Annotated in this window: 22 protein-coding genes; 17 read left to right on the top strand and 5 right to left on the bottom strand. The window is 41.5% G+C overall.

Going from position 1 to position 24,356, the window contains the following annotated elements:
- Window positions 1-259 precede the first annotated feature (259 nt).
- From ACE2AL_RS18160 to ACE2AL_RS18125, 8 genes are all read left to right on the top strand, one after another.
- Window positions 260-517, top strand: coding sequence for a helix-turn-helix domain-containing protein (locus ACE2AL_RS18160; RefSeq protein ID WP_206083334.1), 258 nt, complete (start codon window positions 260-262; stop codon window positions 515-517).
- Between the two features lie 74 nt (window positions 518-591).
- Complete coding sequence (locus ACE2AL_RS18155) at window positions 592-1,110, top strand: fimbrial protein (RefSeq protein ID WP_206083335.1); 519 nt, start codon at window positions 592-594, stop codon at window positions 1,108-1,110.
- Window positions 1,111-1,178: 68 nt separating this feature from the next.
- Window positions 1,179-3,551, top strand: a complete 2,373-nt coding sequence (pefC, locus tag ACE2AL_RS18150) for a PefC/AfrB family outer membrane usher protein (RefSeq protein WP_206083336.1) — start codon at window positions 1,179-1,181, stop codon at window positions 3,549-3,551.
- Window positions 3,517-4,215: a fimbrial chaperone gene (locus ACE2AL_RS18145; protein WP_375083746.1), complete on the top strand. Its 699-nt coding sequence runs from the start codon at window positions 3,517-3,519 to the stop codon at window positions 4,213-4,215. The genes pefC and ACE2AL_RS18145 overlap by 35 nt, the downstream gene beginning before the upstream one ends.
- A 10-nt stretch (window positions 4,216-4,225) precedes the next feature.
- Window positions 4,226-5,236 carry a fimbrial protein gene (locus ACE2AL_RS18140; RefSeq protein WP_206083337.1) on the top strand — a complete coding sequence of 337 codons (1,011 nt, stop codon included), beginning with the start codon at window positions 4,226-4,228 and terminating at the stop codon, window positions 5,234-5,236.
- A gap of 12 nt (window positions 5,237-5,248) precedes the next feature.
- The gene (locus ACE2AL_RS18135; RefSeq protein ID WP_206083338.1) at window positions 5,249-5,782 is read left to right on the top strand and encodes a spore coat protein U domain-containing protein; all 534 of its coding nucleotides are present in this window, start codon (window positions 5,249-5,251) and stop codon (window positions 5,780-5,782) included.
- A gap of 12 nt (window positions 5,783-5,794) precedes the next feature.
- A complete protein-coding gene (locus ACE2AL_RS18130; RefSeq protein ID WP_241016807.1) occupies window positions 5,795-6,343 on the top strand; it encodes a fimbrial protein in 549 nt (182 codons plus the stop codon).
- Window positions 6,344-6,356: 13 nt separating this feature from the next.
- Entirely contained in the window at window positions 6,357-6,893 is a 537-nt protein-coding gene (locus tag ACE2AL_RS18125) for a fimbrial protein (RefSeq protein WP_206083339.1), read from the top strand.
- A 62-nt stretch (window positions 6,894-6,955) separates the two neighbouring features.
- On the opposite strand, the gene ACE2AL_RS18120 is transcribed toward ACE2AL_RS18125, so the two are convergent.
- The 4 genes from ACE2AL_RS18120 to ACE2AL_RS18105 form a co-directional block, all read right to left on the bottom strand.
- Window positions 6,956-7,780 carry a MetQ/NlpA family ABC transporter substrate-binding protein gene (locus tag ACE2AL_RS18120; protein WP_206083340.1) on the bottom strand — a complete coding sequence of 275 codons (825 nt, stop codon included), beginning with the start codon at window positions 7,778-7,780 and terminating at the stop codon, window positions 6,956-6,958.
- A gap of 64 nt (window positions 7,781-7,844) precedes the next feature.
- A complete protein-coding gene (locus ACE2AL_RS18115; RefSeq protein ID WP_206083341.1) occupies window positions 7,845-8,531 on the bottom strand; it encodes a methionine ABC transporter permease in 687 nt (228 codons plus the stop codon).
- A 2-nt stretch (window positions 8,532-8,533) separates the two neighbouring features.
- On the bottom strand, window positions 8,534-9,532 hold the full coding sequence (locus tag ACE2AL_RS18110; protein ID WP_375083745.1) for a methionine ABC transporter ATP-binding protein: 999 nt from the start codon (window positions 9,530-9,532) through the stop codon (window positions 8,534-8,536).
- 256 nt (window positions 9,533-9,788) lie between these two features.
- Window positions 9,789-11,057, bottom strand: coding sequence for a cytosine permease (locus tag ACE2AL_RS18105; RefSeq protein WP_206083343.1), 1,269 nt, complete (start codon window positions 11,055-11,057; stop codon window positions 9,789-9,791).
- A 630-nt stretch (window positions 11,058-11,687) separates the two neighbouring features.
- Here ACE2AL_RS18105 and ACE2AL_RS18100 point away from each other — a divergent pair.
- From ACE2AL_RS18100 to ACE2AL_RS18090, 3 genes are all read left to right on the top strand, one after another.
- A complete protein-coding gene (locus tag ACE2AL_RS18100) occupies window positions 11,688-12,350 on the top strand; it encodes an ABC transporter ATP-binding protein (RefSeq protein ID WP_375084324.1) in 663 nt (220 codons plus the stop codon).
- 61 nt (window positions 12,351-12,411) lie between these two features.
- On the top strand, window positions 12,412-13,344 hold the full coding sequence (locus ACE2AL_RS18095; protein WP_375084323.1) for an ABC transporter substrate-binding protein: 933 nt from the start codon (window positions 12,412-12,414) through the stop codon (window positions 13,342-13,344).
- A 64-nt stretch (window positions 13,345-13,408) separates the two neighbouring features.
- A complete protein-coding gene (locus ACE2AL_RS18090) occupies window positions 13,409-15,067 on the top strand; it encodes an iron ABC transporter permease (protein ID WP_272539364.1) in 1,659 nt (552 codons plus the stop codon).
- Window positions 15,068-15,273: 206 nt separating this feature from the next.
- Here the strand turns inward: ACE2AL_RS18090 and yghU are convergent, their stop codons facing one another.
- Window positions 15,274-16,113, bottom strand: coding sequence for a glutathione-dependent disulfide-bond oxidoreductase (yghU, locus tag ACE2AL_RS18085; RefSeq protein ID WP_375083744.1), 840 nt, complete (start codon window positions 16,111-16,113; stop codon window positions 15,274-15,276).
- A 481-nt stretch (window positions 16,114-16,594) separates the two neighbouring features.
- On the opposite strand from yghU, the gene ACE2AL_RS18080 reads away from it, so the two are divergent.
- The 6 genes from ACE2AL_RS18080 (at window position 16,595) to ACE2AL_RS18055 (ending at window position 24,352) form a co-directional block, all read left to right on the top strand.
- Window positions 16,595-18,112 (top strand): class I adenylate-forming enzyme family protein, encoded by a 1,518-nt coding sequence (locus tag ACE2AL_RS18080; protein WP_272539362.1) that lies wholly within the window; start codon window positions 16,595-16,597, stop codon window positions 18,110-18,112.
- Window positions 18,113-18,179: 67 nt separating this feature from the next.
- A complete protein-coding gene (locus tag ACE2AL_RS18075) occupies window positions 18,180-19,748 on the top strand; it encodes an acyl CoA:acetate/3-ketoacid CoA transferase (protein WP_375083743.1) in 1,569 nt (522 codons plus the stop codon).
- Between the two features lie 26 nt (window positions 19,749-19,774).
- A complete protein-coding gene (gene fabG, locus ACE2AL_RS18070; protein WP_206083349.1) occupies window positions 19,775-20,512 on the top strand; it encodes a 3-oxoacyl-ACP reductase FabG in 738 nt (245 codons plus the stop codon).
- Between the two features lie 9 nt (window positions 20,513-20,521).
- Window positions 20,522-21,706 carry a thiolase family protein gene (locus ACE2AL_RS18065; RefSeq protein WP_375083742.1) on the top strand — a complete coding sequence of 395 codons (1,185 nt, stop codon included), beginning with the start codon at window positions 20,522-20,524 and terminating at the stop codon, window positions 21,704-21,706.
- 120 nt (window positions 21,707-21,826) lie between these two features.
- Window positions 21,827-23,167 (top strand): MFS transporter, encoded by a 1,341-nt coding sequence (locus ACE2AL_RS18060; RefSeq protein ID WP_206083351.1) that lies wholly within the window; start codon window positions 21,827-21,829, stop codon window positions 23,165-23,167.
- A 33-nt stretch (window positions 23,168-23,200) separates the two neighbouring features.
- Window positions 23,201-24,352 (top strand): glycerate kinase, encoded by a 1,152-nt coding sequence (locus ACE2AL_RS18055; RefSeq protein ID WP_206083352.1) that lies wholly within the window; start codon window positions 23,201-23,203, stop codon window positions 24,350-24,352.
- Window positions 24,353-24,356 lie beyond the last annotated feature (4 nt).

Below are 24,356 nucleotides of genomic sequence, written 5' to 3'. Positions count from 1 at the left end.
AATTAAAAAATTAAAAATATAACATTAAATATATTATCAAAAAATAAAGCAACCGTTTATTATCAGTTAGTTAATTGAGTTTTATTTATTTAGATGATCGGTATTTCCGATCAAATAATCTATTGCGATAGGTGGTAACTATCAATATTATATTATCGATCGGCACAAACGTTTTTACTCTAATATCATGTGCCAATATATTATGCGAAATCCTACTTATGTTGAATATTTGAATTTTATAATTAAATAGGGGGTAGGAATGAATGAACACTCTAGTTTTATAAGACCAAATATTTTTAATAAAAAAATTGGATGTTTTATTAGAAATAAAAGAAAACGCATGGACATAACCGGGAAGGATTTAGGTGTTATGTTGAATGTGAGTCAGCAGCAAGTATCCCGGTATGAGAATGGAATAACAAACATTACCGTTACAATGTTAAATGACATATTGAAAATACTAGATGTATCTTGGGAAGAATTTTTATCATTTAATGAGTTAAATGATAATTCTTAATGTTTAAGTTTTTATTTCGTAGTTTGATTATTAATTAAAAAATTAATATGCATACAAATATGGAGAGTTATTTAATGAAAAAATTATTATTACCATTAATGGTAAGTGGCGCGCTATTCAGTGGATATACCTTTGCTAATACCGGTGAAGTTCAGTTCATTGGCGCAGTGACATCAGAAACCTGTGATATCGATACAGAAGTGGGTGGGCTAGTTAAATCAACTATCGATCTAGGCCAAATGACCACTGCAGATAAAAATGGTGATTATGTTGAGTTTGATTTAGTCCCACGTACTGATGAATGCTTGAAAAAAACTAGCGGCCAAGTGGGTTGGCAGAGCGCAGGGTTTACTAACTCAGGCCTTGCAAACATGAAAGGGACGGCTAATGGCGTGTCAATCCAACTGACAGCAACCAACTCGACAACGCCTAACCAAGATGTCACGTATAACAGCCAAACCGTTGATTTTGGCAATGGTACTGATGCTATTGGAAACATGAAGTTCAAAGCAAGAATGTTAGCGACGACAGGTCAAACTGTGACTGAAGGTACAGTGATTTCAAGCGCAACATATGCCGTAGCATATAAGTAATTAATATTAATAAATAAAAAGGGTCTTTGACCCTTATTTTAACTTACAAATAGCTATGGATAATATCAATGCGTTTAAAACCGATTAATGCTTTTATGTTATCCCTGTTAGTAAGTCCATTTTACGCAGATGCAAATTTAAATATGGACTTCTTACATGGAGGAGTTCAACCGCAAGCTGCAAGCGTTTTTGATGAAAGTGTTAAATACCCTGCAGGTCATTATATTGTTGAAGTCATTTTTAATCGTCGTTCTATTAATCGAAAAGAACTCATTATTTTACCAGAGGATAAAGAGGTTTTATGCTTAAACTCAGACTGGATATCAGAGTTATCATTACCGATTAACCTGACTTTGCTTGCAAATAATTTTGACGCGGCGAGAAACTGCTACAAGATTAGCCAGTACCCAGGCGCCGAAGTTTTGTTTGATAACGCAAAGCAGACTTTGTCTTTTAGTGTACCTCAAATTGCTTTGGATGAGACTAAAAATCAGCAAGAATGGGATTATGGCATTCCAGGCATTAAGGTGAATTATTCAGGATATATATCAAAAACGTCTTCTGAAAAAACTCAAGTTTATGGTGATTTTGATTTATATTCTAACATTGGCCGATGGGTGGCCTATGTCCGTAGTAGTTACCTTAATGATTCAGGAACTGAAACGTCTGAAGCCACTATATCTACTGCAATTAAGCCAATACAAGGCAGTTTTATTGTCGGTAAGACGTTAACATCTTTATCTATTTTACCTAATTTTGTTTTTTATGGTTTGTCTTTACGCTCTGAAAGAGATATGCGTCCTTGGGAAATGCGAGGCTATGCTCCTATTATTTCTGGCGTTGTTAATTCGAATGCGAAAATTACCATATCGCAAAATGGGTATATTTTAAGCTCACAAGTGGTTCCTGCGGGTGCCTATCAGTTAAAAGATATATCACCAGTGAGTAATGGTGATATTACGGTGACAGTTGAAGAAAATAACGGAACAAAAACAGTTCGTTATTACCCTGTTGCAACGCTTCCATCTTTACTGCGTGCCAATGAAATTAATTATAACGTCGCAGTAGGAGAAAGAGAGGTTACGGGAAAGCGAGAAAACCGTTTGTTTTTTCTTGGTGCATTCGATTATGGACTCACTCACTTTACCTTTCATACCGCAGGTATTTTGCATAATGATTATAAAAGTGCAGGATTAGGTGCGAGTAAAGACTTAGGGCAATTTGGTGCGATCTCATTTAATTTAAATACAGCCGTGAGTACGTTTCAAAAGCAAACTCCAACTATGTCAGAATCTCGGCAATCTGGGATTAGTTATATGCTTAAATACGCTAACTCATTGTCTAATAATACGAATTTACAGTTATTAGCTTACCGTTATACAGGTAAGGACTATGTTGATTTTAATGAGTTTAATTCAAATGCGTTATATCATCGAAGTAATCGCAAAGAACGTTATGAAACTATCTTATCGCAGAATTTTGATAATAGTTTTGTCAGTGTTTCAGGTTGGGTTCAAACATATCGTAGCCAAATACATAATGAAGTCGGTGCGAATATTACCTACAACACAACTTTGAAAGGTGTGGATTTATCTGTATCGGCAGATTACCAAAAGTTAAATGATTATGACCGTGATAACTATGTTTTATCTGTTGGTGTGAATATTCCATTTAGTTTATTTGATAAGAATCATTATTGGACAAACTCGGTGAATTATGACCGTAGAAATAAATCGAGTTTTAACTCAGGTGTTGCAGGTAATATTAATGAAAAAATCAACTATAGCGTAAATACAAATAAAGACCGCGAAAGTTGGTCTAATTCTGCTTATTTCGGGGTTAATCAAGATATTGTTAATACGGGGTTCGCAATTTCGAAAAATGAGAATAAAACAACAGGCTCAATAAATGCATCAGGAAGCTTACTTGCAACCCAGCAAACGGGATTATTGTTGAGTAATGTTCGGCGCGATACGGTCGCCATTGCGAATATTAGCAATATTAAAAATATTACCTTTAATGACTCCCCCCCTACGGATAGAAATGGTAATACGGTCATTGGGGTATCACCTTACGTTGAAAATAATTTAAAAATCAATACAGAAGAAGTTCCTAATGACATAGAGTTGCTGGATTCAGTACAGGGGTTTGTGCCAACTGATAAGGCGATTATTTATCGTGAGTTTAAATTCTCAACGATTTATAGATATATATTAAGGCTGAAAAAATCAGACGGTCAATTTGTTTCAGCGGGTAGTTCGGCAAGAACAGAAAGTAATGAATATGTCGGGTTTGTTTCTAATGGTGGAGTGTTACTTTTAAACTTACTTAACAAACCGAAAAAGATTTTTATTTCTTCCTCAGATAATGAGGTATGTACATTAAATTTGGAAAATATAGAATCAAATGAAAATAAAATTATGGAAGTCGAATGTAATTAATAAAATAGCATCGCATTTTATTATATTGATATCGTTGTTTACCTGCGCAAATGCTTATTCTGCATTTACTTTGAATGGGACTCGGTTTATCTATGATGAGGGGCGTAAAAATATTGCTATTGAAGTAAAAAATAATAGCGATAAAACCTATGGCGGTCAGGTTTGGGTTGATAATTTAAGTGGCAATGATGTTTTTTTTATACCTGCACCTAATTTGTTTAAAATTGCGGGTGAAGAAAAACAGTTAATCCGCTTACTTTATGTGAATGATATTTTACCTAAAGATAAAGAGTCTTTGTTTTGGTTAAATGTTCAGGAAATCCCCCCTATTGCTTCTGCTGATGAAGGTAACGTCCTCGCTGTTGCTTTGAATACGCAAGTGAAACTGATTTATCGCCCCAAAGTACTCGCTGAGGCCCGTGAAGATGCAGAGAAAAACCTCACGTATTCAGGATCTGTGTTGAAAAACCCAACACCCTATTATTTTGCATTGACTCAGGTGTTTGTGAATGGTCGTCCATTGGCTTTATCAAAAGAAATTGAGCAATCAATGAGTTTATTTCCCCCTTTCAGTGAAGTGAATTTACAGCAATCGTTATCTGGGAAAGTCACGGTTGAGGCCATTGATGATTACGGTGCTAGGCGTGTTATTGAGCTTCGTTAAGGACATTAGCATGAATAAAAAGTCTTATTATTTCATCGCATTAATGATTTTGCTTTTTTCACTCGATGCCTCTGCGGCAAGGTGTCGAAGCTTATCGTTGAAATATAACTTTCCAGCGCAAATTGATGTTACGAACAAAAAAGTCGGTGACCAACTCTATTCTTTTGGGAACCCTGGGGCGCCAATTACGTTTGCAGGGCAATGTCTACGAGCATCAAGTGGAGCAGGCAATACAACAGGCAACTTTATTTATATCGTTGATAAATTTGGAGCCTCTCCTAATGACTGTTCTTATGGAACTGTAGATAAAAACTCGGCGGATGGTTATTTAAGATTTCGTTCAACTGGAAGTTGTGGAAATACGGTTTGGTTATTACTGGCGGATTATAAAACAAGTGGAACAGGCTATACCAACTTAGCTGGGCCAGGTGGCAGTACAGACTCTGGTGTTGTCTATTTACAAAAGAAGCCACCCCCAGGAAAAACAACCGTTAACCCGACATATATGTTAACCCGAAATTTTTATTCACGAATTGGTGAAAACAGCCGGACATTACAAAAAGAAACCGTGGCTTTTAGTGCACCAACATCGATGACACTGATAAACAATGCCTCCTGTGCAGTTTCTGTCAACGATGTGGCTTTTGGAGTGCAAACAGCGAGTTCAGTAAGAGCGAATTCGATTGCCGCTAAAACAATCAATATTGCATTTACCTGTAATGCAGTACTTCCTGCATATACTTTAAGTTTTTCAGGTAGAGACGGCGTAAACAACGCAACGACAGGCATTATTAATGTAAAAGGGAATAGTTCGGTTGGTTATCAATTTACGTGGGGAAATAACACTGTGAAGCCAGTTAATAGTGCGGTGGTGATCAATGGCACGGCAATTACCCCTAATTCAAAACCCACAACCAATAACTTTACGATCCCAGTGACGGTAAAGCCTGTTGCTTTATCAACACAGCCTATTCCTGGGTTAGCGAACACCGCATTAACGATTAATGTGAAATTAAATTAAAAGGAGTGAATCATGATAAAGAAAACGTTATTTATTTCTCTTGGCTTTCTATTTTCTGTTTCTGCTAACGCGACCAGTTTTGCCTCTAATGTGACTGGCGGTACCGTAACATCAAATTTAAGTATGACCGTAAAAGCATCTTGTAGTGCTAGTGTTGCTGATGTGGCTTTTGGTGACCAAGCGGCGGGGGATATCAAGAAGGGAACTGTGGCAGATAAAGTAATGACATTAACAGTGACCTGCGATACAACGCTCGCAAATTATACGTTAGCGTTTACGGCCGCTGATGGCGTGAAAGATGTGGCTAATGGAATAATGAATACAAAAGGAAATTCAACGGTTGGATATCAATTAAAATGGGGAAGTTCTACGGTTAAGCCAGTCGATACCGCATTAGCGATTAATGGCACTGTGATTACGCCAACCACTAAGCCCACTGCGGCAAGTTTCAGTGTGCCAATTAAAGTAAAGCCTATCGCATTGGGCGATGTTGTTTCTCCAGGGGCGGCAAATACGGCTTTGAATATTAAGCTGACATTTAATTAGTTAAGGGCAACTATGTTCAGGTCTATTTTGCTTGCTGGTTTCTTCATACTTAGTGCGCTACCAAGTTATGGTGAAGTGCCAAAGCAAACATCGATTGTTGGTGAAGCAATTCAATCGCAGTTTAGTATGAATGTGAGAATAGCGACTTGTTTACCTGCAACTGTAGATGATGTGAGTTTTGGATCTCTCGATGCTGCAACGATTTTATCGGGTGAAATTGAAGGGCATTCGATACTTTCATTAGATTGCTCAGGAACGATTAAGCCGCAGCGAATATCAATACGGTTTGAGCCAGCAAACCCCCATTTAACAATGGCTTCCTCGGGATATATTGGCTCAAAAAATACGACATTGGGTTACCTTGTTTCATGGGAAGATGACCAAGTCGGTACTGTTGGCTCGGGGGTTCCTATGGGGCAAGAGCTCTTTTTTAAAAAAATAGGCGCGTCTTTGATGAAGATAAAAATCAAAGTAAAGCCTGTTGTACTACCGCTTGGAGGGCAGTCTATCAATTTAGGCAGTGGGAATACACATATTACAATTAAGATTAAATATATTTAATGTGGATAATAATATGAATAAAAAGATATCAGCTTCTTTAATTGCCACTATTCTGATTGGCTATTCACATTACGTTTTTTCTGATGAAGTGTTACCCGATACAATATTAAAGATTTCGCTCGATATCGTGAATATTACCTGCGACATTAATGATGGAAAGGGGTTTAACAAAATCGTTGATTTTAAAGTCATTAATGAAGGTGATTTATTGGCAGGAAAGCAACCTGCGGTAAAGACGCAGTTTATTGTTGATTGCCAGAAAAGTGGCTTTAAGCCCAGTCATATCGATATTAAGTTTCGCCCAGGTAGCCAAGGTGCCCTTAATAATGGGACGGGTGGTGAACTAAAAACAAACTTATCGGGTGTTGGTATTTATTTATCTTGGTTAGATGCCACCCCCATTGATTTATCAGGGACGAATACGCGATTTAGTGCGAATAACAATAATCAGTTTGATATTAGCTTTTATGCAAAACCTTATGCTCAGGCTCAGAGTATTGAAAAAGGAGTGATGAAGAGTAGTGTAATCATCGATATGCTTTATAAGTAAGATTAAGTTGAATGAAGTTTAACTAAAATATTTCATTCAACTTAATCATTAGAGTAGGAAAATTAAGGAACTGGTACCGCCTCACCCTTATAATTATCTAAAATAAATTTCTTCGTTTCATCGCTTTTCAGTGCAGCCATCAGTTTCGTAATTCGCGGGTCATTTTGGTTATCCTCACGCGTCACTACCACATTGGCAAATTTACTGTTAGCTGCAGGTTCGCTATAAATGACGTCTTTCGTTAAATCTAAACCGGCATTAATCGCAAAATGGCTATCAATAGAGGCAACATCGGCCTCGCCATTTTTATAAATTTGCGGCATTAATGGTGCATCATAAGTAAATAAAAACTGTAAGTTACGTGGGTTTTCAACAATATCGTCAATGGTTGCATCATCAGGGTCAATATCACTGCGTAATTTAATTAAACCTTCGTCTTGGTACAATTTTAGAATATGACCGTGTTGGGAAATATTGTTGCTGCTCAGTACTTTTGCTCCATTGGGTAAGTCTTGCAGGCTCTTGTGTTTTTGCGAAAAAAAGCGGTATGGGTGCATATGCACTGCGCCAACAGACACGAGTTTCCAATCTGGGTGGTCTGCCAATGTTTTATTTAAATATGGAACATGCTGGAAAAAGTTCGCATCTAATTCTTTGTCAGCTAATGCTTGGTTCGGAATAATGTAATCATTAAATACACGGATATCTAAATTAATTCCGTCTTTTTCGAGCTGTGGTTTAACGAACTCTAATATTTCCGCATGGGGGGTTGAAGATGCTCCAATTGTTAATTTATTGCTTTTTTCTTGTTGGTCTGGCTGGCAAGCAGTTAGTGCTAAACTGGTAATTAATAATGCCCCAAAACGTGTTAATAATGATAATTTCATACTGTTATTCCTAATTAGCTGAGTGTAGATAAAATTAATAATTCGTTGACCTAGGTTGATGTTATTAACGTTTATCAATCCACCGAACTAGGGTGTCTCCTATCACTTGAATACATAAAACAATGGCTAAAATCACTAATGTAGCGACCCAAACGACATCCATATGGCTGCGTTGGAATCCTTCTAAATAGGCCAAATTTCCTAACCCGCCCGCACCAATTGCACCAGCAACCGCGGTGCCTCCCACTAATGAAATCAGCGTAACCGTTAAGCCTGAAATCAAAGCAGGGGAAGACTCGGGTATCAATACATTAAAAATCAAGGTGTGCAGTTTTGCTCCCATAGACTGGCTAGCTTCAATAACCCCTTTATCGACCTCGCGTAAGGCAATTTCCACTAACCTTGCATAGAAAGCACTCGCTGAAATCACTAAGGCAGGAAGTGCCGCGTTAACCCCTAAAATAGTGCCAACGATCCATTTGGTTACAGGGAATAATAAAATGATTAAAATAATAAACGGCACAGCACGGAAGATATTCACAATAAAAGAAAGCACACGGTAAACCGCAATATTTTCTTTTTTACCCTCTTGTGCGGTTAAAAATAAAAAAGTACCAATTAAAATTCCCAACATGCCCGATAACGCACCAGAGACCAATGTCATATATAACGTATTGAGGGTTTCAATGCCCAAAACATGCAATTTTAAATAGGGTAAATAGCCACTAACCCAATGCTGTATATCATCCATGACTAAATCACCTCAACAACGATATTTCTTTTATTTTTAAGATACTCAATGGCATCCGTTAATTTTTCAGTTTCAGGTAGAAATTGAAGATATAAAAAGCCAGTATCTTGGTTAAACGCCCCTTTAATCAATTTAATCGGCTCATTAAATTGAGAAATTAAGTCATACAGCAAATAATGGCTCTGTTTTTCTTCATCTAAAACGACACGAATAATCGGGCCATCAGCCAATATTGCCTTTAAGTCTTCTGGGGTATCTGTCGCAACTTCACTTTGTGATAAAAACTGCCGTGTAATTGTATGTTGCGGGTCATGAAAGACTTGGCTAACGAGCCCTTCCTCAACAATACGGCCTTTATCAATGACAGCCACTTTATTGCAGATACTCTTGACGACCTGCATTTCGTGGGTAATTAGCACGATGGTGATATTCAGCTCGCGGTTAATACGTGCCAATAATTGCAAAATAGTTTGTGTGGTTTTTGGGTCTAGCGCAGACGTTGCTTCATCACACAATAAAACATCAGGGTTGTTGGCAAGGGCGCGTGCGATACCAACCCGTTGTTTTTGCCCACCACTGAGCATGGATGGGTATTCATCAGCCTTATCGGTTAGCTCAACTAATGCCATTAATTCATCAACACGGGCTTTACGTTTCTTTTTATCGAACCCTGAAATTTGCAATGGAAATTCAATGTTCTCTCGCACTGTCCGTGACCACAGTAAATTAAAGTGCTGAAAAATCATGCCTATGGATTGGCGTATTTTTAAAACTGCTTTCTCATCGCTGTGGGTAATATTATGTTGCCCAACAATTATTTCACCGCTAGTAGTCTCTTCTAACCGATTTAGCAAACGAATGAGGCTACTTTTGCCTGCACCGCTATAACCGATGATGCCAAAAATATCCCCAGCCGCAATATTGAGGTTGATGTTATCAACCGCTACGGTCTGTTTTTTATTACGGCTGTAGATCTTGCTGACATTCTTGAGTGTTATCACGCTGATCCCCTTGGATGAATTGGTTATATCATAGATCCAAAAATGGATATCTAGACGTCTATACCGCTAAAATAATCAGGAATGTGATGAATGTCAAATAAAAGATAGGGATGAGTTAGATGAAAATAGTCTAATCAATAGAAACGTTAATAATCATTGGATTATTATTTTTTTGTTCGTTATTCAGAATAAGGATTATGGGATTAGGTTGAAATAGAAGAAATTGAGGGAGTGATACTCCCCCAACCATTAAAAATTATTTCGAAAATCGATGGCCAATCAAATAGATAATCGAGGATGAAACTAACCCAGCAACGACAACGGAGAGTTCTGGAGCATAAGCATTCACGATTAACGCAATGCCAGAGGCGAGTATCCAAGAAACGAACGCTAAGGGCTGCCAATTTTTTGCTTCGTTATTTTTACGTTTGAGTACTAACTGATCCATGATGATAATGGCAGCGATTGGCGGCACAATTAAACCCAGTAAATTCAACCATGTTTGGAATGCATTCCAAATGCCTGTTACAGCAACGATGATCCCAATAACCCCCAGAATAATGGTTAAGGTTCTCATTTTACCTTTAGTAATATGAGACCAACCTACCGCACCATTGTACAAACAGTGAGTACAGCCAACGCCCAAGTTAACAAACACAAAAATAATCGCGAGTACGGAAAGCAGTGGGCTTGAATTTGCTAAAATAGTGATGAAATCACCTCCCGTGACTTCTGGGTGCATGACCACTCCAGTTGCCACAATAATTGCACCAATCACTTCCGCAAAAAATTTGGAAATCGGGAAGGCAGTAAAGGCAGCGAGAAAACCTTGTTTGCCATTTTTTGCCCAGCGAGTAAAGTCAGCCGTCATGGTGCCTGAATCTGTAAACGTGGAGAAAATCATGGTAACTGCAACACCAAAAGATAATGCTCCAGCACCTGCTAACGGTTGGTAATTGAGAATATCTGAAGAGCCACTTTTCATCGCAATGTAAACGGAGATTAACCCTAAAATCAAATACATTGGTGCTGCGATATACCCCAAAATGGCGAGGGCTTTAATGCCGATGAAGGTTGCGCCAACATATAGCACTCCACCTAAAATCGTCATCAGTAATAAGTCCTGCCCAAATGAGCGAAACATTGTATCACCCGTAAGGCCGACCATTAATGCAAACCAGCCGATAACAACAGTGGCAAGCAAACCTGAAACAGCGATATATCCACGCTGTCCAAAGGTTCTTTTTGCGGAGATTGCGAAGTTTTCCCCGGTTTTCCCAGCTAAATAACTTAAAGATCCAATGACTAAACACAGTAATAAGTTACCCACTAAAATAGCGGTAACGCCCATTTTAAACCCTAACATGGCAGTGACGACGCCACCAATAACAGCACTGGTTAATACTAAAGGGAAGCTATACCAAACAGCGGAAACCGAGGCAAAACTTTTTCGGTGTTCGAGGGGAACGGGAACATGTTCATATTCGGAATCTAATAAAATATTATCTTTTTCTTTATTTGACATATTAGGTGAACCTCATTTTAATTAAAATTAATTGGAGTACCTATAAAAATTAATAATAAAATTTCTATAATTTAAATTTTATGGATATGAATTAATTCGCTAAAAAAAGAAAATAAACCCCATGGTGAATAAATTGCTTTATTAACCTGTAATTAATTGATTTTTTGGTTCGTTTTATGGTGTGGTAAGCATAGCAATAGTTAGTACAGAATAGAATCCATTTAAAAAGTATTCATCAATAGGGTGGATGATTGTTGATTTGTTTTCAATAAAGGTGTTTTAATGTGATTGCACGCATCGTTAATGAGTGAATTAATGTTGTTTTTAGATGATATTTAAAAATTAAAAATATATTTTTATATTTCTATTAAAAAATAAATTTAAATTTGTGATTTCAATCAAATTGAATGTTTTATATTTGTTAAAATATTATTTATATAAATATAATAGATTTATTAGGTTGTCATTTTCCATTCACAAAACCTTCATCAATCTGACGTATTACCCCCGTAGCATCATCGGCAACGATTAAGTCCCAAAGAGGATACCAAGATGATGCAACAGGCTCTCTCTTCATCGAGTGAGTGCTCGACTATTTTGCCTTTCAGGCAAACGGCGAGCGACTTACCCATGATCACAATACAAAATCTATCACAGGCTTTTTCACAACAATATGTGCTTAATGGCATCGACTTAACGGTGGAAAAAGGCACGGTTTTAGCACTACTGGGGCCATCTGGCTGCGGCAAAAGTACCCTGCTCAAACTGTTAGCAGGCTTATTGCAGCCCACTGATGGCACTATCCAATTTTCGGGCAATATCGTCGCAAGTGCTCACCACCTCGTCCCCCCAGAGAAACGCAACCTCGGCATGGTATTCCAAGATTATGCTTTATGGCCGCATATGACCGTTGCGCAGAATGTTGCATTTCCTTTGAGAATGCGGGGAGTGGGTCGCCAGCAGATTGAAGCTCGCGTAGTTCAGGCCCTTGAGCGTGTTGGATTAATGGATTTTGCCAAGCGAAAACCCGCGGATTTGTCTGGCGGGCAGCAGCAGCGCGTCGCATTGGCTCGAGCCATTATTGCTGAACCTGAAATTTTGTTATTCGATGAACCTCTTTCCAACCTCGATATCGCCCTGCGCCAATCTCTTTGTGAAGAAATGGCGCAATTGCTGAGGACACTGGAAATTACTGCGGTGTATGTCACTCACGATCCCGCGGAAGCCAATACGTTAGCACACCAAATCGCCCATATGCGAAATGGCAAAATTGACCGTTTGACGACCTTATGAAGAGAGAAATTCCATGCAAAAGTTAACCGCAAAACACGTTTTTTCACTAAAGGGTATTACCATGAGCCTTAGCCTTTCCTGTGCACTGTTTTCTGTTTCAACGCAAGCCATTACTGTGTATACCGCGGGGCCTGGCGCGATGGCAAAACAACTGGCCGCAGGGTTTGAAAAACAAACAGGCACGAAGGTGGATGTATTTCAGGCCACAACGGGCAAAGTGATGGCTAGGCTTGAGGCCGAACAAGCAAACCCGCGTGCGGATGTGCTGATTTCCGCTTCATGGGATACCGCCGTTGATTTACAACAAAAAAACTGGTTGTTGGCCTATGAAAGTCCAAATGCACAGCAAGTGCCTGCGCGATTTAAAACCCCTTATTATGTCGCCCAAGGGATTTCAGCTCTTGGTATTGTGTGGAACAGTAAAAGCGGCACGCCAAAACCAACGGATTGGCAAGATTTAGCACAGCCTGTATTTAAGGATAAAGTGACGATGCCAGACCCAGCATTATCCGGGGCATCACTGGATTTAGTCTTGGGTTTACAAAATGCAAAAAAAGAGGCTGCATGGTCACTTTTTGCTGATTTAAAAGCCAATGGTATGGTGATTTCGGGGCCAAACGCACAAGCGCTCACCCCAGTACTACAAGGGGCGAAAGCCGCTGTATTTGGTGCGGTGGATTACGTGGCTTATGGCAGCATTGCCAATGGTGAATCCATTGAAGTTATTTTCCCCAGTAGCGGTACCGCGATAGCCCCGCGACCAATGATGATTTTAAAAAGTAGTAAACAGCCTGATGAAGCGAAAGCGTTTATTGACTACGTGCTGTCAGCTGAGGGCCAAGAGATCGTCGCCAATGCATGGTTGATGCCTGCTCGAGCGGATATTGCAGGGAAACGTCCTGATTTCTCGACACTGACATTATTGCCAGAAGCCACAACAGATAGCGCAGAGCGTAGCGATGTTCTCTCTCGTTTAAGCGCCTTGTTCCGTTAGTTTTCTCGGCAATAATTAGCAAACCGCTGGGTAGGCCTCTTACCCAGCAGGAGTGTTGTTTCTAATGATAAAAATTCGTTTCCTCCCTTTAATCATCATTATTGCACTCGCCATTTTAGTGGTGATCCCTCTGTGCTTTATTGTGCTACAGGCGCTGTTTCCACAACTCGGGCAAGGGCTATTTTCCCAACCGTTCGCGCCGATTATTCATTTAATTAATGAGCCTGAGTTACCCGAACTACTACAAAACACATTATTGCTCGGCGTCGGCGTTGCACTCATTAGTGCGGTAATTGCGATCCCTTTAGGGGCGTTGCGAGGCTTATTTAATTTGCCGTTTGCCAAGACTTGGGATTTACTTTTTCTGATCCCATTTTTGATCCCACCCTATATTGCAGGGTTATCATGGATGCTGACATTGCAGCCGAATGGGTATTCTCAACAGCTGTTTGGTGTTAGCCCAGGAAGCGCGATATTTTCCTTAGGTGGTATGATGGGAATTATGGCGCTGAATTTATTTCCTGTGCTGTACTTTGCCGTTTCACGCAGTATGGCGGCAAATGGTAACCGTCTTGCTGATGTGGCTCGAGTTCATGGCGCACCGCCTTGGCAGGCCTTTTTCAGGATTACCTTTCCGTTATCCTTACCGTCAATAGCGGCTGGGTTATTGTTGGTGTTTACCTTAGCGATTGAAGAATATGGTATCCCTGCTGCAATAGGCGCACCGAATGGTATTCGTGTATTAACAACGGATATTGAACAGCGTTTAGCGGATTGGCCGATTGATTTACCTGGTGCGGCGTCGTTATCGTTGATTTTGGCGAGTGTGGCTATTTTTGCTTATACGCTACAACGTTCTATTGTTTCGGGGAAAAATGTGGCGACGACGACAGGGAAAGCCGCGGCGTTGGTGACACGCTCTCTTGGGGTATGGCGTTGGCCTGTTGTCGGGGTATTTGCAGTGGTGAGCTTTTTAGCCGTCGGGATGCCGCTACTGGCAATGTTTGGTACCGCATTTTCATCGACGGTCTCAGGCGGTTTAGCATGGGATAATTTAACCTTAAGGCATTTCTCTGGTTTGGTTGACTCCCAAGCGGAAGCGCTAGATGCGTTATTAACCAGTGTGTCATTAGCCAGCGCAACGGCGATATTAACGGGGGTTTTAGGGTTTTTATCTGCGTGGCTGGTTGTTTCTCAACGTATCCGTGGGGCTGTTATCATTGATGCCTTGTCTTTATTACCCATTTCCATTCCAGGGATAGTGATTGCCGTAGGGATGATTTTGGCGTGGAATCAGCCTTTCTGGCCTGTCACGCCATACCATACTTGGGGCATTTTATTGCTTGCTTACAGTTGTTTGTTGTTGCCATATCCCGTGCGGTATTGCAGCGCAGCGCTAACACAAATTGGTGGTAGTTTAGCGGATGCGGCGAGGGTACACGGCGCATCTGCAATAACGACATTGCGTTTGGTGCTGTTCCCATTAGTGTTGCCAAGCTTATTGGCCGCGATGATGTTGGTATTTGCCGTGGCATCGAGGGAACTCGTTTCCTCACTTTTACTCGCTCCCGCAGGAATGCAGACGGTATCTATCTTTGTGTGGCGGCAGTTTGAGCAAGGCTCCATCGGCAGCGGCATGGCGATGGCCTGCATCGCAGTGTTGATCAGTTTAAGTTTGATGCTGTGCGCACAATGGGTACAGGGGCGGTATAGCAAAGAATAATGTGGAAGAACTAAAGGTGGCAATATGCCACCTTTAGTTTGTTGACAAAGCAGGATAAAGCGTGGTTTTTCCTGCTTTGTGTTATCAGCCGAAAATCAATAAATTGATTTTCCTAATTTATTTTCAAAACCTATCCAGTCTGTAGTCAAACCTGATCGGTTTGTCAGCATTCTGAAAGTGGCAATATGCCACCTTGATGATATTGGTTAGTTAATATCACTCGCATCGTGGCGTTCGCGCACTTGCTGTGCGGGGTCGCCTTGTAAGCGATTGACGCGGCGGCCGCGTTGTACTGCAGGGCGTGCATAAACTTCATCTGCCCAGCGAATGACATTTTTGTACTCATGCACTGATAAAAACTCGGCGGCGTCATATAGCCAGCCTTTGACTAAGGCGCCATACCACGGCCAGATGGCGATATCAGCGATAGTGTAGTTATCACCTGCCACGTATTTATTGCCTGCTAGGCGTTTGTCTAACACGTCAAGCTGGCGCTTGGTTTCCATGGCAAATCGATTGATTGGGTATTCGTATTTTTCAGGGGCATAGGCGTAAAAATGACCGAAACCGCCTCCCGCAAAGGGGGCTGAGCCCATCTGCCAAAATAACCACGATAATGTTTCGGCGCGCTCAGGCTGTGTGGTAGGTAAAAAGGCAGAAAATTTTTCCGCCAAATAGGTAAGAATTGAACCTGACTCGAACACGCGGATAGGTTCTTTACCACTTCTGTCGACTAATGCAGGGATTTTTGAATTCGGGTTGATATCCACAAAGCCAGAACCAAATTGGTCACCTTCACCAATATTAATCAACCAAGCATCATATTCGGCTTCTTGAATACCCAGCGCTAACAGCTCCTCAAGCATAATTGTCACTTTTTGCCCGTTAGGTGTGCCCAGTGAATAGAGCTGTAGTGGGTGCTTACCAATTGGAAGTTCTTTTTCATGTGTGGCACCAGAAACAGGGCGGTTAATATTGGCAAATTTGCCGCCATTGCCTTGCTGCCATTGCCATACTTTTGGTGGAATATACGGTGTGTCTGCCATTGATTATCTCCTTAATTATTTCGAAGAATTTGATTCAATAATCCCATTGCTAATGGTTCCACTGTAGCAAGCCATTGCCAATTCGCCAGCTTTTTTATCGATTTTTAGGTGTGATCAGGTTGTGAACTGTGCAGCGTGCATGAACTCCATCTTTAAACAGAATGGTTTTTTTGCATAAAATCTGATTGGTGAAATTACGCTGGTGTTGTTAATGCGCACAACGAGTCAGTAAAAAAATCGCCCTTAAGCTGAGATAGCTTAAGTGTTAAGTTGATAACTAAAGGTAAATATTTATCTCGGCAATCAAAAAAACACCTTTAATTGACACTTAAGCGAAAAATATTTAACAAACGAATTGTGCAAATAACTAATCCAATTAAAAAAAGGATGTGAACAATATGTGAACATTGGCACTAATTTCGCAGGGGGCATTTTATACATTGAATACCAATAAGAGATATCCGTTGGTTGGAGTGCGCCCATGTTTGCATCAAATTCAAATATCTATCAAAGCCTATTAAATAGGGCAAACACGCAGCCTGATGCTGTCGCTATTGTTTTTGAAGAGCAGCATTGGCGTTATCGCCAGTTATTGGTGAAGGTCAACCAAACGATGTTTTGGCTAACATCGACCCTACAATTGCGAAAAGGCGACCGTATTATTTTGGGGTGGGGAAACACCATAGAGTTTTGCCAGCTATTTTATGCGGCGGTGGGGCTGGGTATTCAGGTTATTCCATTAAGCACCAAAATGAAGGAGTTTGAGGGCAAAGAGCATCTTTCACGTATTAATGCAGATGCCATTTTTTGGGATGATACCTACCAGCCGTGGTTGGGGGACTTTAATGTGAAAGGTATCAGCCTTTCTCAATGGAAAGCATTAACACTGACGGATGAAATGACGTTTGTGAATCATGTTAATGAAGAAGACCCCGCCGTCATTATTTTTACATCAGGGACAACAGGGGCACCAAAAGGTGCAGTCATTACGCATAAAAATATTTTGTCAGCGGTTTATGCTTATCAACAAACATTAAAATTAACTGAAAATGATAAAACGATATTAGCCGTACCGATTTACCATATTACTGGGCTATCGGCTATTTTGGCATTATTTATTCATATTGGTGGAACTATTTTTCTACATCAAAAATTTAATGCTAAAGAAATGATTTCAACAATTGCGAAAGAAAAAATTACTTTTTTACATGGCTCACCGACAGTTTTCATTTTATTAGTTCAAAAGATAAAAGAAAATAAAAGCATTAATTTAGAAAGATTTAATTCTTTGAAAATGATTGCCTGCGGTGCAGGGCATTTAAATGAAGGAACGATTAAAGAGCTATCTTATATTTTTGCAAAAACATCAATTCATTCTATATATGGTTTAACGGAAACATCGTCCCCTGCAACGGTATATTTAGATGATATTCGAAACAGCCCGAAAAAAGCCAGTTCAGGCACACCAGTTCCAGGGCTGAAAGTTTCGATTAGAAGTGAAAAGGGTGAAGAAAAACAGGTAAATGAAACTGGGAATATTTGGGTTAAAGGGGATGTTGTCATCCAGCGTTATTGGCCTGATAGCCCTGCAAATACCACGTCGTTTCAGGATGGGTGGTTCTTTACTGGGGATATTGGTTATCTGGATGAAGACGGCTTTCTTTATATTCAAGATAGAATTAAAGATATGATTAATCGAGGTGGGGAAAAAATTTATTCTATCGAAGTTGAAGATTTAATTTCCAATTACCCTGGTGTCAATGAAGTCGCCGTTATTCCAGTAGAAAGCCCAATTTATGGTGAAGAACCAATAGCGTTTATTATTCCAGAAAGCCAAGTATGTTTAACCAGTAAAGAAATTATGGAATGGCTAAAAGAACGGATACCTAATTATAAAGTCCCTGTAAAAATTATGTTTACCCGTAATTTTCCAAGAACATGGAATGGGAAAATAAGTAAGAAAGATTTAAAACATCGATATTATTCTTTAAATAGCTAACAGCTAATTCTTTTTTAATTTATCAAATAAAGGGCTATGAAATATTAGCCTTTAGGTAGGTTTTATCATGAATAATAAGTTTATCTCTAAACAAGAAGCCGCTGAATTAATTAATGATGGCGATACAATTTGTACTGTGGGAATGACATTAACCAGCGCAGCTGAGTCTATTTTGTCTGCCATTGAACAGCGTTTTTTATCAGAAGGTTCGCCAAAACAATTAACGTTAGTGCATGCGGCAGGGCAATGTAACCGTATTCGCGGCAATCAACATTTTGCACATCAAGGCATGGTGAAACGTATTATTGGCTCTCACTGGGGATTAGCGCCGCGTTGGATGCAGATGATCAACGACAATGAAGTTGAGGCCTACTGCTTACCTCAAGGGCAAATGGTGCATTTGTATGGCGCGATGGCAGCGGGTCTTCCTGGTCGTTTATCCAAAGTCGGTTTAGGGACATTTATTGACCCTGATTTAGAAGGCGGCCGAATGAATGCTAAAACGCTAGCACTGCCACCGCTGGTCGAAAAAGTGAGTTTTAAAGGGGAAGATTGGTTGTGGTACCCCGAAATTCCGCTGGATGTTGTGGTGATCCGCGGTACGCATGCAGACAGCAAAGGCAACCTGACCACTGATGAAGAAGCCATGTCGTTGGAAGTGTTGCATGCGGTTTTAGCGGCAAAACGCTTCGGTGGGAAAGTCATTGCTCAGGTGAAGTATTGCGTGGAAGAAGGCACTTTGCACCCGAAACGCGTTACTGTTCCTGCCAGTTTTATTGACCACATTGTGATTTGTGATAACCCAGAAGAAGACCACCGCCAGTCTTCAAGTTGGTTCTTTGACCCAACACTGTGCGGTGATATCCGCACGCCTGTACAGCAAACCACACCATTGCCGCTCGATATTCGCAAGTTGATCGGGCGTATCGCCTGTCGTTACCTCACTGAAAACTGTGTGATTAACTTAGGGACAGGGATCCCGAATGATGTGATCGGTTCAATCATTCAAGAGGAAGAGGCCACGAAATATGTGGATATCACAGTGGAATCTGGCATTTGGGGCGGAGTTCAAGCGGGGGGGATTGATTTTGGTATTGGCCGCAACCTGTCTGCGATGATCAGCCACCAAGATCAGATGCTTTACTACAACGGGGCGGGGGTAGATATCACCTATATGGGCGCAGGGGAAATGGATGCCAGCGGCCATGTGAATGCCACTTTACTTGGCAATATTTGCCCAGGAGCAGGTGGGTTTATTGATATCACACAAAATGCTCGCCATGTGGTTTTTTGCTCAACATTTACTGCGAAAGGGTTAGATATCCATTGTGAAAACGGGCAGTTAAAGATTACCCGTGAAGGGGATATTCGTAAGTTGGTGAATAACGTTAGGCAGATTTCTTGGAACGCAGATGTGGCACGCCAGATTAACCAAACCATGCATTTTGTCACGGAGCGTGCGGTATTTACCTTGGGTGGAAAAGTGCCTGTATTGGTTGAAATCGCACCAGGGATTGACATTGAGCGTGACATTCTTGCCCATATGGATTTCGTGCCAGAAATCTCCCCTGATTTGAAAGTGATGTCCTCTTCATTATTTGAAGAAGCGCCTTTTGGTTTGGTTTCGTATTTATAGTTTCAATATTAAAGAGGAATTTATTTATGTTAGTCAAAGACAAAGTTGCCATCGTCACGGGCTCAGCAAGAGGTATTGGTTTTGCTATTGCACAGGTACTGGCAGAAGAAGGTGCAAAAGTGGTGATTTCCGATCTCGCGATGTCCTCTGGTGAAGAAAGCGCAAAACAGCTACAGGATCAAGGCTTTGAAGCCGTGTTTATCCCGTGTGATATTTCCAAACGCGAGCAAGTAAATGCACTCTTTTCACAAGCTAAAGAACACTTTGGCGCCATTGACGTGATTGTCAATAACGCAGGGATCAACCGTGATGGCATGCTGCATAAGTTAAGTGACGACGATTGGGATAAGGTTATCGACATTAACTTGAAAGGCACGTTTAACTGTATGCAAGAAGCAGCAAAATTGATGCGCGAGCAAGGAAGTGGTCGCATTGTGAATATCTCTTCCGCAAGCTGGTTAGGAAATGTGGGGCAAGCTAACTATGCAGCCTCAAAAGCAGGGGTTATCGGCTTAACGAAAACCGCTTGTCGCGAATTGGCGCGTAAAGGCGTCACCGTCAATGCTATCTGCCCTGGGTTTATTGATACTGACATGACCCGGGGTGTGCCTGAAAAAGTGTGGGACATCATGATCAGCAAAATCCCTGCGGGCTTTGCGGGTGACCCACGAGACGTTGGGCAATGTGTGGCGTTCTTAGCGTCAGACAAAGCGCGCTATATCAATGGCGAAGTGATTAACGTTGGCGGCGGTATGGTGCTGTAGGAGAACAGAATGAAAAACGCAAATGATATTGTGATTGTCAGTGGTGTGAGAACGGCGATTGGTACTATGGGTGGCAGTTTTGCGAACACGCACCAACACGATTTAGGGGCTGAAGTGATCCGTGAAGCCGTAAAACGTGCAGGGATCGCACCAGAAGATGTGGATGAAGTGATTGTCGGAAACGTGGGGCAAATCGCAGAAAGCGGTTTTATTGCGCGGATCTGTCAACTACGTGCTGGCTTACCAAAAGAAACTACCGCTTATTCTGTTAACCGCCAATGTGGCTCGGGGCTACAGGCACTGGCAGATGGCATGATGTTGTTGCAAACAGGGCAGTCGAATGTGGTTGTGGCATGCGGAACGGAAAACATGACCATGCTGCCGTACTACTTGCGTAAAGCGCGTTATGGCTACCGCATGGGCAATGATGTTTTAGAAGATGGATTGACGTCGATTTTAACTTGGCCTGAAGGCCCATACCATAACGGGATGACGGCGGAAAATGTCGCAGAGCAATTTAATATTTCCCGTGAGGAAATGGACGATTTTGCCTGGGATAGTCAGCAAAAAGCGCTGAAAGCCATCGAAGCAGGTTACTTTAAAGATCAAATCCTGCCGATGGAAATTCAAGAAGGGCGTAAAGGGACACGTATTTTCGATACGGATGAACACCCACGAGATACGCCAAGGGAAAAACTGGCAAAATTACGCCCTGCATTTAAAGCGGATGGTGTGATTACTGCAGCCAACTCTTCAGGGATTAATGATGGTGCAGCGGCATTAGTGATGATGCGCCGCGAAGAAGCGGAAAAACGTGGTTTGAAGCCACGGATGAAAGTGGTGGATTGGGCGGTTGCAGGATGTGAAGCCGCCATTATGGGGTTCGGTCCCGCACCTGCGACACGCCGCTTGATGGAAAAAATAAAGATGGATGTCAAAGACATTGATCTCATTGAGTTAAATGAAGCTTTTGCCGCTCAGGCGATAGCAGTTATGAATGATTTGTCATTAGATAGTTCACGAGTCAATGTGAATGGCGGCGCGATTGCACTGGGTCACCCCGTTGGGGCGAGTGGGGCGATTTTACCCGTTAAGTTAATGTATGAAATGGAACGCCGTGAGGTTACTACAGGGTTAGTGACGATGTGTATCGGTGGTGGTCAAGGGATATCAATGTTGTTCGAAAGAGAATAAGAAATACCGCAAGTAAAAAGCCCGACGTGGGGCGTCGGGCTGTTGCTGAGGTAATAACAACAGGTAGGGGAATGTAAGAAAGCACCAAGCCTGTTTCACTGCAACATGAGGATCTTATCTATGTTTTCTACAAATGCAAAGTTAGATTATGCGGCACAGGGTAAAAAGACCAACGCAAAGATATATCGCAACCTGATGCCGTTATTGATTTTGGCTTATATTATTAGCTTTATTGACCGCACGAATATCGGGATGGCAAAACATGCGATGTCGATAGACCTCGGATTATCTGCCACGGCATTCGGGATCGGCGCGGGGTTATTTTTCCTGACCTATTCAATTCTTGAGATCCCAAGTAACCTGATCATGGAAAAAGTGGGTGCGCGCTTTTGGATCACGCGGATCATGATCACGTGGGGGTTATTGTCTGCCGCAATGGCATTCGTTACAGGGCCTACGTCTTTTTATATTCTGCGCCTATTATTAGGGGCAGCAGAAGCGGGGTTATACCCTGGTGTGATCCTGTATATGACCTACTGGTTTAGCCAAGAAGAACGGGCTAAAGCAACAGGGTTATTCTTATTAGGGGTGTGTCTTGCCAATATCATTGGTGCACCATTGAGTGGTTTATTGTTAAGCATGGATGGGCTATTAGGTTTCCATGGTTGGCAATGGATGTTTGTGATTGAAGGTTTACCTGCGGTTATTTTGGCTTTTGTCGTGTGGTTTGTTTTACCGAATAAACCAGAAGACGCAAAATGGTTAGATGAAGACGATCGGAATTATATTAAATATAAACACGAGCAAGACCAAAACAGCATTAGCGTCAGTAATAACAAATTCTCACTTAAGGCGGCATTTAAAAATAAAGCGTTTATGATGATTGTCGCGATTTATTTTACGCACCAATTCTCTGTATACGGCTTAAGTTATTTTTTACCAACGATTATTGGTGAATACGGTAAATTAACGCCAATTCAAATAGGCTTATTAACGGCAATTCCTTGGATTTCAGCGGCTATTGGCGGCATTTTTGTGGCAAGAAAAGCGAATACTCCGCGTCGTTCGTCCCGCATTTTAATTTCGGGTTATGCGGTGATGGCTGTTGGATTGGTGATTGGGGCACTTGGCGGGCCAGTGGTTGGGCTAATCGGCTTTTGCTTAACTGCCTTTATGTTCTTTGTTGTGCAATCTATTATTTTCTCACTTCCACCAACGTATATGAGTGGTAGTATGCTGGCAGGGAGTTTGGCCTTACTGAACTGTTTAGGGTTATTTGGCGGTTTCTTAGGACCATTTATTTTAGGTTTCTTTGAAGATTACACAGGCACTGCCACCTCTGGATTATGGTTTGGTGTTGGCTTGTTGGTTATCGGAACACTTATCGCTTCGCGAGTGAACACCAACGGTATGAGCAACAGCGAGAAAGTAAAAACGCCAACATCGGTACAAGCAAAATAACGCAACATCGCCATTTACAATAGGAAAGCCTACATGAAAATTGTTATCGCACTTGATTCCTTTAAAGGAAGTTGCTCAGCACAGCAGGCATGCCAAGCAGTTGCTGAGGGTTTCAAGCGTGTATCCTCCGATTTGGATATGACGTTATTGCCAATATCTGATGGCGGAGAAGGCCTGTTGGAGTCACTAGAGCATAGTCCAGTTTTATCTGGTGTAACGCCTTACATATTGACGTGTACAGGGCCTTATGGCAGCCAAGTTGATGCACGGCTGTTGGTGCTGGACGGAAAAACCGCTTTTATTGAAATGGCACAATGCAGTGGCCTAGAGCTTGTCAAACCTGAATTTCGCCATGCAGAAAAAGCCTCAACATACGGTTTGGGGGAAATGGTGAAATATGCCCTCGACTTGGGGTGCAACCGCATTATTCTTGGTATAGGTGGAAGTGCAACAAACGATGGCGGGGCGGGCTTTGCGCAAGCACTTGGCGCACAATTTTACGATAAAAACCATCAACTGATTAGCTCGCCAATAAATGGTGAGAACCTTATTAATATCGCAAAAATTGACTTGGATAAGTTTGATCCTCGTGCTGCGGCCGTTGAATTTAACGTATCTTGTGATGTGGAAAACCCGCTGCTCGGCAAAAATGGAGCAACGTATATTTATGGCCCACAAAAAGGGGCTGATAAAACTGTACTAGACCAGCTGGAAGCAGGTATGACGCATTATGCACAATTAATGTCGAGCACCTTAGGGAAAGATGTCTCATCAGAAGCGGGAAGTGGCGCGGCTGGTGGACTCGGTGCAGGATTGCGTTGGTTTGTCGATGCTAAGCTCGAAAAAGGGATTGACCTTGTTCTCGGGTTATTGGGTGCAGAGGCTTATATTCAACAAGCAGACTTAGTGATTGTTGGAGAGGGGCGGATGGACAGCCAAAGTGCCAACGGTAAAGCACCCGTCGGTGTCGCCCGTATGGCAAGCCGCTTTGGTGTGCCGACAATCGCCTTATGCGGTGGATACAGTGAGGATAGCCGAATTTTGTATCAACACGGGATTACGGCGATGTGGTCACTTTGCCCTGGACCTGTTTCTTTAGAGCAAGCGATGGTTAATGGAGAGCGTTACCTAGTGGATACCGCTGAAAACTTACTAAGAACAGTATTAGCAAGCCAAAAAATTTAATAAA

The sequence above is a fragment of the Providencia xihuensis genome, assembly GCF_041953405.1.
Classification (GTDB): domain Bacteria; phylum Pseudomonadota; class Gammaproteobacteria; order Enterobacterales; family Enterobacteriaceae; genus Providencia; species Providencia vermicola.
This window is presented reverse-complemented; position numbering and strand designations above follow the sequence as displayed.